Source organism: Streptomyces inhibens, from assembly GCF_003389455.1.
In the GTDB taxonomy this organism is placed as follows: Bacteria; Actinomycetota; Actinomycetes; order Streptomycetales; family Streptomycetaceae; genus Streptomyces; species Streptomyces inhibens.
This window is the reverse complement of record NZ_QUAC01000245.1, coordinates 26437-41637: the sequence shown is the minus strand read 5'-3', so window position 1 is coordinate 41637 and position 15201 is coordinate 26437. Positions and strand designations below refer to the sequence as shown.

At 66.8% G+C, this 15201-nt stretch carries 17 protein-coding genes and 4 pseudogenes; 10 read left to right on the top strand and 11 right to left on the bottom strand.

Going from position 1 to position 15201, the window contains the following annotated elements:
- Positions 1–79: 79 nt before the first annotated feature.
- Positions 80–603: pseudogene (locus DY245_RS31870) on the top strand (MmyB family transcriptional regulator); the annotation flags it as partial.
- A 350-nt stretch (positions 604–953) separates the two neighbouring features.
- On the opposite strand, the pseudogene DY245_RS31865 reads toward DY245_RS31870, so the two are convergent.
- Positions 954–1664: pseudogene (locus DY245_RS31865) on the bottom strand (TetR/AcrR family transcriptional regulator C-terminal domain-containing protein); the annotation flags it as partial.
- Between DY245_RS31865 and DY245_RS47655 the strand changes: the two are divergent.
- The 3 genes from DY245_RS47655 (at position 1570) to DY245_RS31855 (ending at position 4128) form a co-directional block, all read left to right on the top strand.
- Complete coding sequence (locus DY245_RS47655; protein WP_280525018.1) at positions 1570–2133, top strand: FAD-dependent monooxygenase; 564 nt, start codon at positions 1570–1572, stop codon at positions 2131–2133. The pseudogene DY245_RS31865 and the gene DY245_RS47655 sit on opposite strands and share 95 nt — an antisense overlap.
- Positions 2130–2924 carry an FAD-dependent monooxygenase gene (locus tag DY245_RS47650; protein WP_280525017.1) on the top strand — a complete coding sequence of 265 codons (795 nt, stop codon included), beginning with the start codon at positions 2130–2132 and terminating at the stop codon, positions 2922–2924. Before DY245_RS47655 ends, DY245_RS47650 begins: the two co-directional genes overlap by 4 nt.
- Before the next feature lie 280 nt (positions 2925–3204).
- Positions 3205–4128 (top strand): GNAT family N-acetyltransferase, encoded by a 924-nt coding sequence (locus tag DY245_RS31855; RefSeq protein WP_128510674.1) that lies wholly within the window; start codon positions 3205–3207, stop codon positions 4126–4128.
- A gap of 91 nt (positions 4129–4219) precedes the next feature.
- Here DY245_RS31855 and DY245_RS31850 read toward each other — a convergent pair whose 3' ends face one another.
- Complete coding sequence (locus tag DY245_RS31850; protein ID WP_128510670.1) at positions 4220–4504, bottom strand: hypothetical protein; 285 nt, start codon at positions 4502–4504, stop codon at positions 4220–4222.
- Positions 4505–4635: 131 nt separating this feature from the next.
- Here DY245_RS31850 and DY245_RS31845 point away from each other — a divergent pair, with 131 nt between their 5' ends.
- Positions 4636–5289 (top strand): TetR/AcrR family transcriptional regulator, encoded by a 654-nt coding sequence (locus DY245_RS31845; protein WP_128510669.1) that lies wholly within the window; start codon positions 4636–4638, stop codon positions 5287–5289.
- A 69-nt stretch (positions 5290–5358) separates the two neighbouring features.
- Here the strand turns inward: DY245_RS31845 and DY245_RS47070 are convergent, their stop codons facing one another.
- Together DY245_RS47070 and DY245_RS47065 are read right to left on the bottom strand one after the other, a co-directional pair.
- Positions 5359–5679, bottom strand: a complete 321-nt coding sequence (locus tag DY245_RS47070) for an alpha/beta fold hydrolase (RefSeq protein WP_244943397.1) — start codon at positions 5677–5679, stop codon at positions 5359–5361.
- Positions 5651–6058: an alpha/beta fold hydrolase gene (locus DY245_RS47065; protein WP_244943396.1), complete on the bottom strand. Its 408-nt coding sequence runs from the start codon at positions 6056–6058 to the stop codon at positions 5651–5653. Before DY245_RS47065 ends, DY245_RS47070 begins: the two co-directional genes overlap by 29 nt.
- Positions 6059–6365: 307 nt before the next feature.
- On the opposite strand from DY245_RS47065, the gene DY245_RS31835 reads away from it, so the two are divergent.
- From DY245_RS31835 to DY245_RS47055, 3 genes and pseudogenes are all read left to right on the top strand, one after another.
- Positions 6366–6677, top strand: a complete 312-nt coding sequence (locus tag DY245_RS31835; protein ID WP_128510668.1) for an ArsR/SmtB family transcription factor — start codon at positions 6366–6368, stop codon at positions 6675–6677.
- A gap of 130 nt (positions 6678–6807) precedes the next feature.
- Positions 6808–7119, top strand: a pseudogene (locus DY245_RS47060) (maleylpyruvate isomerase N-terminal domain-containing protein); the annotation flags it as partial.
- Positions 7120–7192: 73 nt separating this feature from the next.
- Complete coding sequence (locus DY245_RS47055; RefSeq protein ID WP_244943395.1) at positions 7193–7501, top strand: hypothetical protein; 309 nt, start codon at positions 7193–7195, stop codon at positions 7499–7501.
- Positions 7502–7607: 106 nt separating this feature from the next.
- Here DY245_RS47055 and DY245_RS31825 read toward each other — a convergent pair whose 3' ends face one another.
- A complete protein-coding gene (locus tag DY245_RS31825; protein WP_128510667.1) occupies positions 7608–8015 on the bottom strand; it encodes a winged helix-turn-helix transcriptional regulator in 408 nt (135 codons plus the stop codon).
- Positions 8016–8155: 140 nt separating this feature from the next.
- Here DY245_RS31825 and DY245_RS31820 point away from each other — a divergent pair, with 140 nt between their 5' ends.
- Positions 8156–8728: an SRPBCC domain-containing protein gene (locus DY245_RS31820; RefSeq protein WP_128510666.1), complete on the top strand. Its 573-nt coding sequence runs from the start codon at positions 8156–8158 to the stop codon at positions 8726–8728.
- Between the two features lie 411 nt (positions 8729–9139).
- Here DY245_RS31820 and DY245_RS31815 read toward each other — a convergent pair whose 3' ends face one another.
- The 5 genes and pseudogenes from DY245_RS31815 to DY245_RS31795 all read right to left on the bottom strand — a co-directional run.
- Positions 9140–9583, bottom strand: a complete 444-nt coding sequence (locus tag DY245_RS31815) for a cupin domain-containing protein (protein WP_128510665.1) — start codon at positions 9581–9583, stop codon at positions 9140–9142.
- Positions 9584–9813: 230 nt separating this feature from the next.
- The gene (locus DY245_RS31810; protein WP_128510664.1) at positions 9814–10758 is read right to left on the bottom strand and encodes a DMT family transporter; all 945 of its coding nucleotides are present in this window, start codon (positions 10756–10758) and stop codon (positions 9814–9816) included.
- Complete coding sequence (locus DY245_RS31805) at positions 10758–12290, bottom strand: acyl-CoA dehydrogenase family protein (protein WP_128510663.1); 1533 nt, start codon at positions 12288–12290, stop codon at positions 10758–10760. Before DY245_RS31805 ends, DY245_RS31810 begins: the two co-directional genes overlap by 1 nt.
- A gap of 39 nt (positions 12291–12329) precedes the next feature.
- The gene (locus DY245_RS31800) at positions 12330–12710 is read right to left on the bottom strand and encodes an acyl-CoA thioesterase (protein WP_128510662.1); all 381 of its coding nucleotides are present in this window, start codon (positions 12708–12710) and stop codon (positions 12330–12332) included.
- A gap of 1282 nt (positions 12711–13992) precedes the next feature.
- A pseudogene (locus DY245_RS31795) lies at positions 13993–14133 on the bottom strand (flavin reductase family protein); the annotation flags it as partial.
- Positions 14134–14212: 79 nt separating this feature from the next.
- Between DY245_RS31795 and DY245_RS47995 the strand changes: the two are divergent.
- The gene (locus DY245_RS47995) at positions 14213–14428 is read left to right on the top strand and encodes a recombinase family protein (protein ID WP_128510661.1); all 216 of its coding nucleotides are present in this window, start codon (positions 14213–14215) and stop codon (positions 14426–14428) included.
- Positions 14429–14806: 378 nt separating this feature from the next.
- Here DY245_RS47995 and DY245_RS31785 read toward each other — a convergent pair whose 3' ends face one another.
- Complete coding sequence (locus tag DY245_RS31785) at positions 14807–15154, bottom strand: hypothetical protein (protein WP_128510660.1); 348 nt, start codon at positions 15152–15154, stop codon at positions 14807–14809.
- Positions 15155–15201 lie beyond the last annotated feature (47 nt).

The window sequence follows — 15201 nt, the reverse complement described above, 5'->3', positions numbered from 1 at the left end:
CGACATCCACGAAGCCTTTCTCACCCTGGGATGCGCACTCATCTGCTGGCGGCGCCTGAAGTCATTGCGTTAGGAGTTCTTAGAGCAGGCCCGCGCCCCACATCCCTCCCGTGAGGTGCTGGCCCAACTCGCCCGCGCGCTGCGCCTGTCGGACGCCGAGCTCGACCACCTCCACCACCTCGCCGGTGCCCGCCCGCGCCGCCACCCGGGCCTTCGCGGGAGGTACGGCAGAGCATCGTCGACCTGCTGCACCGGCTGCCGGAGGCTGCAGCGATCGTGATGTCGGCGACGTACGAGGTCATTGCCTGGAACGACCTGACCGCTGCCCTGATGGAGGACTTCTCCGCCCTGTCGCGCCGGGACCGAAACCTCGTCCGACGCACCTTCCTCGGCCCGTACCGGCACGGCCGACGGCTGTACGGCGTCTCGGACGCGGACGAGTTCGCCCGGACCTCGGCCCAGCACCTGCGCGCCACCGCAGCTCGCTACCCCAACGACCCGGAGGTGACCAGCCTGGTCAAGGAACTTCTCGCCGGCAGCACGGAGTTCGCCCGGCTCTGGGCCGCCCACGACGTGACCGCCCGGCCCACCCTCCCCCAGACCGGTGTGCCCAGCATGGCCTCCACCAGGCCGGCGGGCGTGTCCTGGTACTCGTCCACGAAGACGATCGGGAACCGATCAGCGGCCAGGTCCCGGAACTTGGGGAGGCCGAAGAACTTCCGCGCCAGGGCGGGAAGATCGTCGTGAGCCAACCGCACCTGAAGGTCGTCGTGGTCCACCTTCCGGAAGCCGGTGCTGTAGTCGACGGTGTATCCGTCCAGCGACGTGCGGCCCTCCAGCCTGGACTGCATGACGTCCAACTCGACGACGTAACGCAACAGGTGCTTCCGGAAGGGAGAAAGCATCTGCCACAGGAAGCGAGGTGAGAGGGCAACGTCGGGCCAGCGGTGTGCGAGGCCGTCGATCATCAGGGCGAGGGTGAAGTCGAACCGGTCATGGCCCTCGCCGGCGGTGAGCTCGGCGGCGTGGCGGGTGGTGTGGGGGAAGGTCTCGGCAGGCTGGGCGGTGAACCGGCGTAGCAATTCGCCGCGGTCGACGACCCAAGCGGCGTCATCATGTGCTGATCGCTGGCGCACGATCGATGCCTCAAGGCAGTAGGCGGCCACGTACAGCAAGAGGGCGTCGATAGCCCAGGCGGCGGCCTGCGGGGCGACGCCGCCGGCGAGCAGGATCGCCAGCATTCCTTCGCTGACGCGCAGGGTCTCGAGGTCAGTGGGGGCCATGGCGAGCGCGGCGCGAGAGATTCCGGGGTATTTCAGGTACTGGTCGCGTATCTGGGTGCACACGCCGCGGATCTGCTCCCGCCAGGCCGCGGGGTCGGACTCGGGTAGTACGAGCTCGGCACACAGCCGCCCGATGAGCAGCTCGTCGAGGTCGGCCTTGTTGACCACGTGGGCGTAGAGCGAGGCGGGTCCGGTGTCGAGCGCGCCGGCCAGTCGGCGCATGGTCAGTGCCTCGTACTCCTCTGTGGCGATGACGCCCAGCGCGGTGTCGATGACCTGTTCCACGGTGAGAGGGACCTTGCGGCGCCGCGGCCTGGGGGCGGCTTCGGCCTCGGGGTTCGGCGGCTGGTGGCGCGCCGCGCGCCGCTCCCTCGGGTTCACCGATCCCGACCTCGCCGCGCACACCGCGGCCGACGGAGCGAGGATGGTGCCACAGCGTGAGCTGGAGCAGCTGCTGGCCGACCATGTCGCGCGACTCCGCGTACCGGTGCTTCGCGGGGTGGAGGTCACCGCGCTCGAAGACACCGGCGACGGCGTGCTCGTCGGCACTACTGCCGGCACAGTGCGCACCGGGTGGCTGGTCGGGTGCGACGGCGGGCACAGCGCCGTGCGCCGCCTCGCGGGCATCGACTTCCCCGGCACCGACCCCGAACTCACCGGACACCTGGCGGTCGTCGACATCGCCGACCCGGAGAAGCTCGCGAACGGATGGGCGTGGTCGAGCCGGGGGGCGTACCGCTACGGGCCACAGCCCGGGCGGGTGGTCACCGTGGAGTTCGACGGCGCTCTCGCCGACCTCCCCCACGCTCGGCTTCGCTCGCGCGGGGGGGGACCCCCATGGCGCCGGTGACCCTCGAGGAGGTGCAGACCAGTCTGCGCCGGGTCTCGGGCACCGACGTCACGCTGACCGCGCTGCGCGGCCGCGCGACCCGCTGGAGCGACAACGCCCGCCAGGCCGCTACCTATTGGTCGGGCCGGGTGCTGCTGGCCGGCGACGCCGCGCATGTGCACTCGCCGTTCGGCGGTCAGGGGCTCAATCTCGGGGTCGGTGACGCGATGAACCTCGGTTGGAAGCTCGGTGCCGTGGTCGCCGGGTGGGTGCCCGAAGGGCTGCTCGACACCTACGACGCCGAGCGTCGTCCCCTTGGCGCCTGGGTGCTGGACTGGACGCGGGCCCAGATCCGGGTGATGCGCGGGGACGCCAAGTCGGCCGCACTGCGGGAGGTCGTCGCCGATTTGCTGAGCACTTGGGCGGGCACGACCCACGCGGTCAAGAAGATCTCCGGCGTCACGCAGCGCATCGGCCTGCCCGGCGACCATCCGCTGGTCGGCCGGTTCGTCCCCGACCTTTGGCTGAGGGACGGCTCCCGTCTGGTCGACCACGGTCACGGCGGCGGGTTCCTGCTGCTCGACCGCACTCCGGACGGCGCGTTCGCCCACCTCGCCGCGGCCTGGGCCGGGCGAGTGAGCAGCGTGACCGACGACCACGCGACGCCAACCGGGATGTTGGTACGCCCGGACGGGGTGGTCGCCTGGGCCTCCGACACCGCCGACACCGCCGACATCGCCGGCCTCGAAGCCGCCCTGCACCGATGGGCCGGCGCGCCGTCGTCCTCACCCGAGCTCGAGCCGGTGGGCTGAACCCATGTCAGCGTCGACCTCAGCCGATGTACTGCCGGACGAGCTGGGCGTCGGTCAGACGGAGCGAGTGACCGCGCCGACGCGGTCTGGCACCCAGGTCACCGAGTCCCGACAAAGGGTCGCTAACCAAGATCAGATGCTCTCCAAGCTGATGATTAAGCTGATGATCCCCACGACCACCGCGCTTGTCTCCTTCCAGGGCGCAGACCCGTCCGACCCCGGAACGGACGAGCGCCCTCCTCTGGAGCATGCCTCGACCGTGGAACCGAACAACCTGACCATGCGCCCGATCACCGGACGCGAAGAGCTCGGCCTCTTCTGCCAGCTGCCGTACACCCTCAACGAGGAACTGGCAGACGACCTCGACCAAGGACGCCGACGGCCGGAATGGATGTGGATGGCGCTGCTGGGTGACCGACTGCTGGCCAGGGCGGCCTGGTGGAGCCGGCCGGGAGGCGACACCCCGGCCAGCCTGGACGTCTTGGACGTCGACGACAGCCTGCCGGTCCCTGACCGCGTGGAGATCGGTGTCCGGCTTCTGCGCACTGCCATGTCGGCCACCCTCCCCGGGGGATCAACTCCGCCCGAATACAGCCGCCTCATTCCACCGGACTGGCGCGACGGCGCTTCCTCCAGAGGCATCGTCGAGGACCGTATGGCGATCCTTGAGCGCACCGGCGCCAGACTGTTCGTCGAGCGGCTGCGCCTGGAATGGCGTCCGGGAACGCCGGGCCCCGAACCGAGCGGACGCCTGGCCTTCCGGACACCTCGCAACCCATCCGAACTGCCGGCCCTCATGACCCGGGTCCTGGACGGGACGCTGGACGCACACAGTCGCCACGACCTCGACCGGATGTCTGCCGACGCCGCGGCGACCAGACACTACGAGGACGAACTCGCGCGCTACACAAGCCCCAAGGACTGGTGGCGCGTCGCCGTTTTGCCCAACGCGGCCCCAGTGGGATTCGTTGTCCCGGCGCACAACGGCTACCACGCGATCATCGCCTACATCGCCGTGCTCCCCGAGCACCGCGGTAACCGGTACGTCGACGACCTCCTCTCCGAAGGGACCCGCGTGCTCGCCCAGCAGAATGTCCCTCGCGTTCGCGCGTCCACGGACCTGGGCAACGTCCCCATGGCGAACGCGTTCCAGCGCGCCGGCTACCTCAACTTCGGCCGTGAGATCAACATGACGTGGAGCTGACCCGCGACGGCGAGAGGGCCCGTCGCCGACAGTGGCCGTCTCGCCTGCCGGTGCACCCGTTCGACCGCCGGCAGCACACTTGGCGAGCGCCTCAAAGCCTGACGACGGTCATCTCCTGCGCGCCGTTCGCTGCGGAGCGTTCGATGACGGCAAGGAGGCGGTGATACCTGGCGGCCTCGTTGAAGTCGGGGCGGGCAGGCCGATCCTCGGTGAGGGCCTGGGCGAAGTCGCGGTGCAGTGCCGCGATCCTGACGGCCGGGCCCGATGGCACCGCATCGGGGACCGTGCGGTACGCCGCCGGCACGGCAACGGGCTCGCCGTTCACGGTGATGTTCCAGTCGGTCCAGTGCATGTACATGCCGGGACGGCGCGGCACGGCAGTCAACGTCCCTCGTTCGCACCGAGTTTGAGGAAAAAGCCGACTCGTTCCGTCGGTTGCCGCCGTGGACAGCCACGGACACGGTCGCCCCGTCGGCCAGTGTCCCGTGGAGCAGTACGTGCCCCGGAGTGCCGTTGCGCAGACGCTCCCCGGCGCCGCCCGGTGGCCGACCGCGCGCGTTCGACGTCGACGCAGCACTCGACCGCGCGCTGGACGTGTTCTGGCGCCACGGCTACGAGGGCGCGTCGCCGGCGGACCTTACCGGCGAGATGGGCATCAACAAGCCCAGCATGTACGCCGCCTTCGGCAATAAGGAGGACCTGTTCGCCAAAGTTCTCGGCCGCTACCTGCGCGGACCGGCAGCTTTCGCCGAGGTGGCGCTGGCCGCGCCGACATTCGGCGAACTTGCCGAGCGCCTGATCCTCGGCAGCGTCGAACTCACCGCGGGTGACGGCACCTCTCGTGGATGCCTCACCGTCAAAGGCGTCCACGCCTGCGGTCCGGGTGCCGAGCGCGCCCGGCGGAACGCGACCGCCGTACGCAAAGCCGCCGTGGCCGCACTGCGCAGACGCCTGGAGCAGTTGGACGACCTGCCCGCCGGAGCCGAACCGGCAACCCCGGCTCCGCTGTTGCACACGATCACCGACGGCATCGCCGTCCAAGCCGCCTCCGGCGTCCCGTGCGTCCAGCTCCAACGCGTTGCCGAAGCGGCTCTGCGACTCGTCCTCGGTGACGGCGTGCGGGACCACAGCGCCGGCCCGCGTACGTCCGAAGGAACCTGAAGGAAGCTGATAGCAGGTGCCGCCGGGGTGCAGCGCGGTTGCTGATCGTGAACCGCCGCCGCGCGGCAGTCAGCGGCTGACGGCGCCGCCCAGTGCGACGTCGTGTGGCCGGTCGCGGAAGAAGCGGACGAAGTGGCCGACGACTGCTTCGGGTTGTTCCTCGGGGATGTAGTGGCCGCTGCCGGGGACCTCGACGATTTCGAGGTCGGTGGTCCGGGATGCGAGGACCGGTTCCAGGATGGCGCGGGTGCCTTCGCCACCGCCGAGGGCCAGGACCGGAGCGGTCAGGGGAGCGTACGTCTTCCCGTCGGCGATGTCCTGGGCAAGGGCCCGGTACCAGGCGTTGCCGGCGCGGATCGCCTCATCGCTGGAGTAGGCGCGGGCGTACACGTTCGGGCAGGTCGGGGACCTGGTTGAAGGCGAACCACCACAGGAACCGGCCGGGGCCGGCGTGGATGTCGCCGTCGACTTGATGGCGCCCGGGTACCGGCAGCAGGGAGTAGCCGAAGAACCGGTCGTCTGGCGGCGCGATGTCCAACAATGCGACACGGCGCGTCATTTCAGGGTAGTTGGCGGCGAACGCGTACGCGACCATGCCCCCGATGTCGTGCCCCGCGATGTGCACGGCGTCGTGTCCGAGGTGGCCGACCAGGCCGCGGATGTCCGCGGCCATGGCTTTCTTGTCGTACCCGCCGGCGGGTTTGCCCGAGCCGCCCATGCCGCGCAGGTCGACGGCGACGACCCGGAAGTGCTCGGCGAGTGCGGGCATGATCTTGTGGAACTGCCACCACGTCTGTGGCCATCCCCCAACAGCATCAGCGGATCGCCGTTGCCGCCTTCCACGTAATGCAGGCGGACCCCGCCGATCTCGGCGTGGCGGCTGACGAACCCGCCCTCCAGCGAACGTGCCAGCTCGGCTTCGGACACTGCGCCAGGCATACGACCCCCGGGAACGAGTACGTTTGTACGGCAGAACCGTACAATAGTCGAGGCCGAACTCCCGGTGCACAGCGGCCAGTTGCAGCGCACGCGAACGGCCGATGTACGGATATACGGATATGCCGTAGCCTCGGACCGTGCCCACTCTCCTGCACCCGACCCGCGAACAGATCAAGCTCGAGGACGTGTTGGCCGCACTCGGGCACCCGGTGCGGATGAAGATCGTCCGCGCACTCGCGTCGGGAGAAGAGACCTACTGCGGTGCGATCGAGACGGGCGCGCCGAAATCCACCCTCACCCACCATTGGCGAGTCCTGCGCGAGAGCGGCATCATCCGCCTCCGCCACGAAGGCCGCAGAAACTACCTCACCTTGCGCGCGGACGCTCTCGAAGCGTGCTTTCCCGGGCTCCTCACCGTCGTCTTCCAAGGCCGGACCGAACCGTCCTGAACGCGTTGTTCCACAGACCTTCGGGCAACGCGCAGACCGCGCGGATGCGCCACGGACCTCGGCACCCCACCGGCGTCCGCAGCGGCAAGGGCTGGTGCCAGGCTCCCGCCGTGTCGGATAGCTTCGCCGCATGGAACCCTCTTCGCTTCTCCGCCACCTGCGCCGTGAACTGGACGGTTTCCGGGACTGTCTCGAGGGGGATCTCACCGCACAGGCCGAGCACTGCGGCGACTGGACACTGCTGAATCTGGCGGAGCATGTGGGCAGTTCGAACCTCTCGGCGGCCGCCGCAGTCACCCGGAAGCGCGGTGGCTACCAACCCCCTGCGGCGCCGCGCGAGCGAGCTGCTCTGGTGCGATGGTTCGACGACGCGTCGCAGACGCTGTACGAGGCACTGGACACCGATCCATCCGCTCCCGCCTGGACGTTCCACCCGCCGCACACCGTCGGCTTCTGGCAGCGGCGCCGCTGCATGGAGGCACTCGTCCACCGCTGGGACGCCGAACTCGCGTTGGGTGTCCCGAGTACCGCTCGACGCCGGACTCGCGGGCGAGGGGGTGGCCGAGGTCTTCGACACGATGGCGCCCCGGCAGATCGCCCGCGGACGCACACAGCCGCCCACGGCTGCCCTGCGCCTGGAAGCCACCGACACCGGCGCATCGTGGGAGTACGGCCCCGGTGCACCGGTGGCCGCGCTGGCCGCGCCCGCGGAATCGTTGCTGCTTCTGCTGTGGGGGCGGATGCCGCTCGACGGCGGGGTGTTCGTCTGGGACGGCGACGAGAAGGCGGGCCGGCGGATCCTACAGGGGCCTTTCACCCCCTGATCCTTACTCAGGGCGGGCACCCGACACCTGGCAGTGCGAGCTGCCGTGCCGACGCATGCCACCGCGAGCCCAGCGAGCGGAGAGCGCGGCGGCGTTGCCCGTTGCTTCACGGCGCCGCGGAACCAGCTCCGTCGAACACCTCACGGTTACGGACGATCTCGATCTGGTGTGCCTGCACCCAGCGCACCACGTGCGTGACGGTGTCGCTGAGCGATCGCCCCAGAGGGGTGAGGGCGTATTCGACGCGAGGCGGTACTTCGGCGTAGGCCGTCCTCGTGAGCAGTCCGTCGCGGGTCAAGGAGCGGAGCGTCTGGCTCAGCATCCTCTGGGACACCCCGGCGATCCGCTCGTGCAGGGTCGTGAAGCGCAGCGGTCCGTCGGCGAGCGTGGTGATGACCAGGACGGTCCACTTGTCTCCGACGCGGGCGAGCACGTCTCGCACGAGTTCGATGGTCGACGCGCACTCCGGGGTGACCCCGGCGGCCGCCAGCTGGGAGCGCAGTGCGGAATCCATGTGTCGGTTCCCTTCGAGTGCGTAGCTGACCTGAAAGTGCGTGAGCGCCAGACCTTGATCGCGGTGGCCGCACCCCGTTACATACGGATAGTAACTAATGGGCGCTCGCCCGATCCGCCACGATTCCATGTGAGGAAAAGATGGCCACCAACGCCGTCGGAACCAGTGCCGCAGACGCAGCCGCTGACGAGCAGGACAGCAGCGCGGTCCCAGGGGTGCGGCACGACACCTTCACGGTCGGATTCCATCTGGCCGCGCCGCCGAGCGCGGTGTTCGAGGCCTTTGCCGACACTCCGGTCCGGCGCCGGTGGTTCAAGCTGCCGGGCCACCAGGTGTCGTACCGCCACGACTTCACCCTGAACGGCGGCGAGACAGCGTCCAGTGTCTTCACGGTCCCGGACGCACCGCCGGAACGGCTCGCATACGCATCCCGATACCTCGACATCACCTCGGGGTCGAGGATCGTGTACGCGTACACGTCCCGGGTGGACGACGTGCCGCGCTGGACCTCGCTGGTGACCATCGAACTGCATCCGGAGGCCGACAGCACCCACCTGAGGTGGACCGAGCAAGCAGCCTTCCTCACCCCTTCCGCGGAGCCCGACCACGACTTCCCCCACCTGCGCGGCGCCACCCGCCTGCGGTTGAACGGACTCGCGGCGGCTCTGACGGCCACGGGGCAAGCCGGTACCCGTCCGCACGAGAGGCGCTGACCCCTGAGACGCGATCCGTGAGGGGCTCAATCGGGCGGGGTTCATACGTTACGACAACCCACTGACCCGGAGAGCATCTGATCTTGGTTGGCGGTGCTTTGTCGGGACTCGGTAACCTGGGTGCTAGGTGTGCGACTGACGGAGCCCTATGACAGTGGGTTCTTCAGGGCTGTCCCGTAAATGATCTCCAGGCGGGATGGGGCACGGCAGCCCGCCCGGGGCTGTACGGTCTCCGGCGGGGAGTTCGCGTGACCCCGGTCGCACGGGTCGCACTTCCGGGGTCGCTGCGTCTGGCTCCTCCGTGAGTGACGGTGGAGCCAGCACCGATCATCCACACGGTGGGAGTTCGACCGGAGCGTCTGGAGCGGGGCGCGGGTGCTTCACCCGATCAATCTGTCCACGTCTTCGTTCCTACCGCGCGCCTGTCTCCTTGACTTGGTACAGCTCGGGCACGGAGACCTTGATCGGCTCTTGCGTGGTCCGTGCGATCACGACGACCACGGGCTCGTTCGGGTCGGGATTCTCCTCGCGATGCGGGACGAACGAGGGGACAAGCAGGAAGTCGCCAGGATCGGCGGAGATCCGTACCTCCTGTATGCCGTCGTGGAAGACGAACACGGGGTGACCGCTGACCACGTAGATCCCCGCCTCGGACTCGCCGTGATGGTGGTTGTCCGTTGCACTCAACGGCGCATTCTCTACCAGGCCCATCCAGAGCTTCTTCGAGCCGACTGTGCCGCCACTGATGGCGGCATGCCCATCCAACTCGCCAGCTCGAACGTGGTGGACGCGGTTGCCCAGCGGCCCGTTGCCGTCTGCGCTCAGTGCGGATCCGACGCCTTCGTGGGTGGTCATCCTGTGGCCTCCTCATTGTTGCCGACAGCCTTTGGTCGAGCATCAGGCTGCGACCACCGCGCCCGGGACTACAACTATTGTTGCTGTAATGGCAACGCGCACCTCCGGAACCAAGACGCCCCGCCCGGGCAATCGCCAGCCGTACAACGGGCAGCCAACGGCAGGTCACTTCACTTGAAGCGGCGGGGACCGGAAACGGCGTCGGCCACCGCGCCAGTCCCCGCCCCTGCTCAGGGGCGGTCTGTCGCCGGCACGGAGTTGTCGACCGGCACCGCGGGTGCGTGTTTGGCGCGGGGTGGTCTGCTGCTGCGGTTGAAGATGATGATCGAGATCACGATGACCGCGAACCCGATGATCTCCGACACGGTCGGGCGCTGGCCCAGTACGGGCCAGGCGATCAGCCCCGCGGCGATCGGTACACCGTAGAAGTACGACGCCACCCGGTCCGCGCTCTCCGAACGCATCAAGATGAACAGCAAGCTGAGCGCACCGATCGACACGCCGACCGACATCCACAGCTCCGACAGCAGCAGCTCCGGTGTCCACCGGATGACGCCCCTCTCGAAGATCAGTGCGCCGACGAGCATGACGACGGCCGACGAGCCAGACTGAACGAATCCATTGATCAACAGGTGCGCGCCGGGGTTCTTCATCTGGTAGTAGAACTGCCCGGTGGACAGTCCTGCCAAGCCAAGGAAACCAAAGGCTATGTTGGTCGGAGTGAGCCCGGATGACGACTCCAGGCCCCGGTACACCGTGATGGCGACACCGACCACCCCGCCGATCAGGGCCAGCACTGACAGCAGCCGGACCTTTCTCGCGGTCACGACGGAGACCATCAGCCACACCAGAATTGGTTGCAGCGCGATGATCAGCGCGGAGACCGCGGGGGTCATGCCGAGGTAGAGCGCGTAGAACACCCCGGCGGAGAACACACCCTGTAGCAGGATGCCGCTGAGGATGAGGGGGACATAGCCCGAGCGTGGCCAGCCAACCCTTAAGCACACGATCAGGGCGAACAAGATAACTGCGGTCGCGCCGAACCGGATGGCCAGGTAGTAGAAAGGCTCCACATAGGGCAGGCCATATCGACCGCCCACAAAACCTGATCCGTAGATGATGACGAACACCAACGCGGTGAGCGAAACCTTGAGGTTCTGGTTCTCGCCGGCCATTAGTGCATGCCAACCTTTGAGTCGGCCGTAATCATGGCGGCGTGCGGACGAATCGCATCCGATGCTGCCTGCGTGCCGGCGAGTCGGCCGGCCAACTCGCACTCGTTGACCAGGGAGACGATCTCGTTCTTCAGGACCGCGATCGCCTTTGGGTAGTCGGCATCGTCCACGGCAAGCCGCGTGCTGGGCGTGGCCGATCGGGACGATTTCTGTAGCGTACTGATTCCATATATTCTGGACAGGATGCGTCCCAGGATCACGATTTTGTCCTGGGACGGCGCGTCGACGATGTGGCTGAGGTTGATGTCGGTGAGGTGGAGGAACGCATCTTCCAGATACGCGAACCGGCCGATGAACTCCAGCGGCGATCGAAGCCCGGACTGCTGAAACTGACGCAGGAACAGATTCGCCAGATGCTGGCACAGCAGGTCATTTGTTCCGTCAAAAACGGTGTAGACGCGCGCGTCGAGCAGGGCGTAGGCGGCAATGTTGTCCGGCGCGCCCATCCGGTACCCTTCCCCACCGCACAATTGCTGGTAGTCGATAGCCGATTCCAGCATAAGTTCGGAAGCCAGCACCTTGGTCGCCAGTGAGGCGAACATGCTGTTTTCCAGGTCTGTGTAGTAGTTCTCCGCCAGCATCAGCTGCCGATACAGCGCGTTGCACACAACGTAGTTCTGCTTGATGCGATTGACTTTGTACCGCACGTAGTCGATGTCGTGCAGCGTGCCGTCACCGATCTTCCTTGTGCTGACCTGACGCACGGCCTCTGTGTTCAACCGGCGCAGGAAACCGCTGGCCATGGCGGCTTTGCTGAACCGGGACGCGCACAGGATCTCGGCGGCGTCGCCCAGGTGCTCCCTGTTCTTGGTGAGCCTGTAGTGGCGGGGCACGCGCAGGTCCAGGGTATTCAGTCCGTATCCGAGGTTCTTCAGCCCCAGGCTGTCGTAGACCTCGGTGGTCGCGAATCCGCCGTCTGATCGTTTGTGGGCGAAGTAGGCGAACTCCTTGCGCTCTGGATGCTTGGCGCAGATGATCCACCAGTCCGCCTGCTCACTGAACGCCTGCCAATGCTTGGTTCCGGTGATCCGGTACGTGTCACCATCGTCGTGGTACGTGGTCTGCATGCGCGCGAGGTTCGAACCGCTGCTCGGTTCAGTGAAGGCGAGACCGCCGATGACGGGGTTGTTGACGAAGTCGTCGAAAACCTCTTCTTTCAGCGCGTCATCACCGCTGGCCGCCACGTTGCGGAGGAAGAGGACAGTTACGATCATCGTGTACATGCCCAGCGGCAGGTTGCGCTCGGACATGATTTCAATGACCTCACACATCTCCCGGTGGCTTTCCCGGCCGCCGTACTCGCGCGGGATGGCCGGTAAGTAGATACCTAACTCGACCAGCTTCCGCAGGCTTTCCCTGGACAGCGGCTCCTGCGGCAGTCGGGCGCTGTCGAACTCGTCGATATTGCGCTGAAAATTGTCAAGGAACTCGGCCGAGTCAAGGTCGACCAACGGGTTGCGCGAAACGCTCAAGGCAATAGTCCAATCTCAGCTGGCTATGTGGTTCTGGTGCTACAGCGTGCTCAGTTCGGCTCGCAGGTGGTCCGGGATGCTGGTGGTGGTTTCCCTTTCGTAGTCGAAGTGGACCATGATGCAAGTGCCGCGGGCGACCTCGGCGCCATTCTGCGTGGCGATCTGCTCGATAGCGATCGAGGTGTTGCCGATCTTCGCTACCTTCGTCTCGATGACGACGTCGTCGGACGCGAAGATCTGTCGGGTGAAGTCGATCTCGTACCGGCGCAGAATGAGCGCGAGATCGCGCATGTTCGCTTCTTTGCTGAACAGTCGGAAAATCGGCAACCGACCATGCTCGAACCAGACCGGCACTGCGGAGTTTGTGACATGGCCGAGCACGTCGACTTCGGAGAAGCGCGGCGAAATTGTCACCTTCACGTTCTGCCCCTCAATGGTTCAGGTTGTTCGAGTTGTTGACAGTTTCCCATCGTTAACCTTCCGCCCGGCGGCACACCAGGACTTAACTGGGTGTGACTTGTGACACGAACGCCTGCCACTGCGCCACGAGGCCGCCGACAGGGCCGCATCGAACGCGCCGCCCGACGCTGCGCGGTACTGGCGGACGAAGTCAACTGGTTCGAGGAGCCTGAACCAGCCCCACCGCGCGCGGAGTTGGAAACTCTGCGGAAGGAGAAGAGCGACTGCGGACACTTCGGGTTGCGGCACTGCCCGCAGCTGGACCGGGGTGTGGCGTATGGGTCGGAGACGGAGCGTCAGGTGATCCAACCGCAGCGCGCGGTGAGCGTCGCTTACGGGACTGACAGCGAAGTGCGCTCGCGCAGGACGAACATGCTCTCTGAGGGCGACGCCGCCTTCAGGTCATACACCCCGCCCCAGGCAGACCCCACACGACTGAGGGAAAACGAGCCAGCCACCGCCGGACAGGGCCACGAATGGCATGACGCCGAGCCTCTGACAGATCACACCAAAAACCTCAAGGCACTCACATCTGTTCGTCAGCCTGGCCTGTCGGTTGCTGTCGATAGCATTGCTCATGTGAGGGGTGACGATGCACAGCCCTCAACTTAGAGCTCCTCACCTCGATCGTTCATGAGGGGCCGTCAGCTTACTGACGGCCCCTTTGTAGTCCTCCATGGCCGCCTGCCGGCGAACCTCCACTCCCCCTTGGCCCGGTCGTGGCGTCCATCCCCCACGGCCAAGATCCGGACCATTCACGGCCCAGCATCGCGCCCGATCACTGGAGGACCGCCATTTCTGCAGGTCAGCTCCCATGCGGCGGCTGTACCACCAGCAGACCAAGAACCTGCTGGTGAGCTCCTCACCGAAGGAGGTAGCCGCAGGAGCGTCCACGTGCCGGCTTGACACACTCGAAGGCCCAGCGTTGCCTACCTGTCCGCAACAACGGACACCTCTGCGGTCGACCGACTCATGGCCGCCCAAGAGCGAGGCCGACCAGACCTCGGGCACCTTTCACACCCTCCGGCAATGCTCTGACATGAGCGAACGACTGCGCAGCCGACCACAACCGGCGCCCCATTTGCGCCCCACTGGCTCGTGGGCAGGCCGGTCTCGGGACGAGGCAAAGAAAAGGAGCCCGCGTCCAAGTCAAGACCGGTGCCAGCGCTTCAACTCCGACGCCAGCCATTGCCGGAGCTCCCTGACCTGGGCTAACGTCCCATCCCCCGTACCACTTTCCTCAGAACTTCGCAGGTGGGAGATTGTGCGTGCCGTCCGCCGAGGTGGTGGACACCCAGGCGATGGGCCGCGGCACCACCGTGGCGGTCAGCAGCCGGTAGAAGTCGTTGCGGGACATGACAGCGGGATCAAAGTCAGTGCGCATGGTGATCAGTACCCGGGGTGGCGGCCGCGGAACGTACAGCGGATCCACGACACCACCCAGCCCCTGAGTTCGCCGGAAAGTGCCCGGTATCGGAGCCATCGACTCCGATCGTCCTGCGCCCCGAATTCGCCAACTCCTCGCCGACCTGGCCAACGGCGTCATCGACGGCGTGATCTTCTACGACCTCGACCGGCTCGTCCGCCAACCCCGAGATCTCGAAGTGCTGGAGAGTCGCTGTCGGCGCGCGGCTGGCGTGGGCACCGCACACGCCGACGGACCGTGCGGCGGTGCTTGACGAGGGGGTCCAGGCGTACGGGGATGGGGCGATCTCCTTGGAGACTGCGGTGCGGATGCTGGTCGATGCCGGGTATCCGATCGATGATGCCTCGCAGGAGGCGCCCCGGATCCGAGCGCAGACGGAGGCGACTCGACCGGCGACGGCCACTGCTCGCAGTGGTCCGGATGATTCAGACAAAGAGGCGATGGATCGTCCGGGCGGTGGGGCGGAACGTGGCCAGCCGTGTGCGGATCGTGCCTCGGCGTCGGTGCCGCCGCGAAGTGGGACCTCGTCCACGCCCCAGCTTGACTGGTGGTACAGCCGTAAGCGCAAGGCCACCCGCACCATGGGGTTGGTGTACCACCGAGATGGTGCGGGCCCTGGACAGCCGATCGTTCAGGGCATGCAGGTGTCAGGGGATGTTGCCAATCCTCTGAGACGTGCCTTCACCGGACAGGCGGCCGACAGTTCCCTGAAGTGCCGGGCCCAATCTCCCGTGACACCGTCCTTGACGTTGATCTCCACAGTCCGGTTCGGCTTGAACCACCAATGAGGCTGGTGCCCGCATTTCGCGCCGAGCGAGAGGTTCGGCGTGTGCACATACTGGTTGTTCTGGTTGTACCCGCCGACGTTTGCGGTGCTGTAGTAGCCGTCGATGTCACAGACGACGACCTCATAGTTCCGCTCCGCCGCATTCGCGGCAGGAGTCAAGACCATGACACTAGCAACCAGTGTCGTGGCCACTCCCAACGACGCCAGGCACTTCCGCACGATTGAGTGTCCGGGCGCGC

What these genes read in the sequence shown, in the direction of transcription:
- DY245_RS31855 (WP_128510674.1), top strand. Translation starts at nt 3,205, where the DNA reads ATGCGCCCGATCACCGGACGCGAAGAGCTCGGCCTCTTCTGCCAGCTG.
- DY245_RS47065 (WP_244943396.1), bottom strand. Translation starts at nt 6,058, where the DNA reads ATGCCCGCACTCGCCGAGCACTTCCGGGTCGTCGCCGTCGACCTGCGC.
- DY245_RS31825 (WP_128510667.1), bottom strand. Translation starts at nt 8,015, where the DNA reads ATGGATTCCGCACTGCGCTCCCAGCTGGCGGCCGCCGGGGTCACCCCG.
- DY245_RS31820 (WP_128510666.1), top strand. Translation starts at nt 8,156, where the DNA reads ATGGCCACCAACGCCGTCGGAACCAGTGCCGCAGACGCAGCCGCTGAC.
- DY245_RS31815 (WP_128510665.1), bottom strand. Translation starts at nt 9,583, where the DNA reads ATGACCACCCACGAAGGCGTCGGATCCGCACTGAGCGCAGACGGCAAC.
- DY245_RS31810 (WP_128510664.1), bottom strand. Translation starts at nt 10,758, where the DNA reads ATGGCCGGCGAGAACCAGAACCTCAAGGTTTCGCTCACCGCGTTGGTG.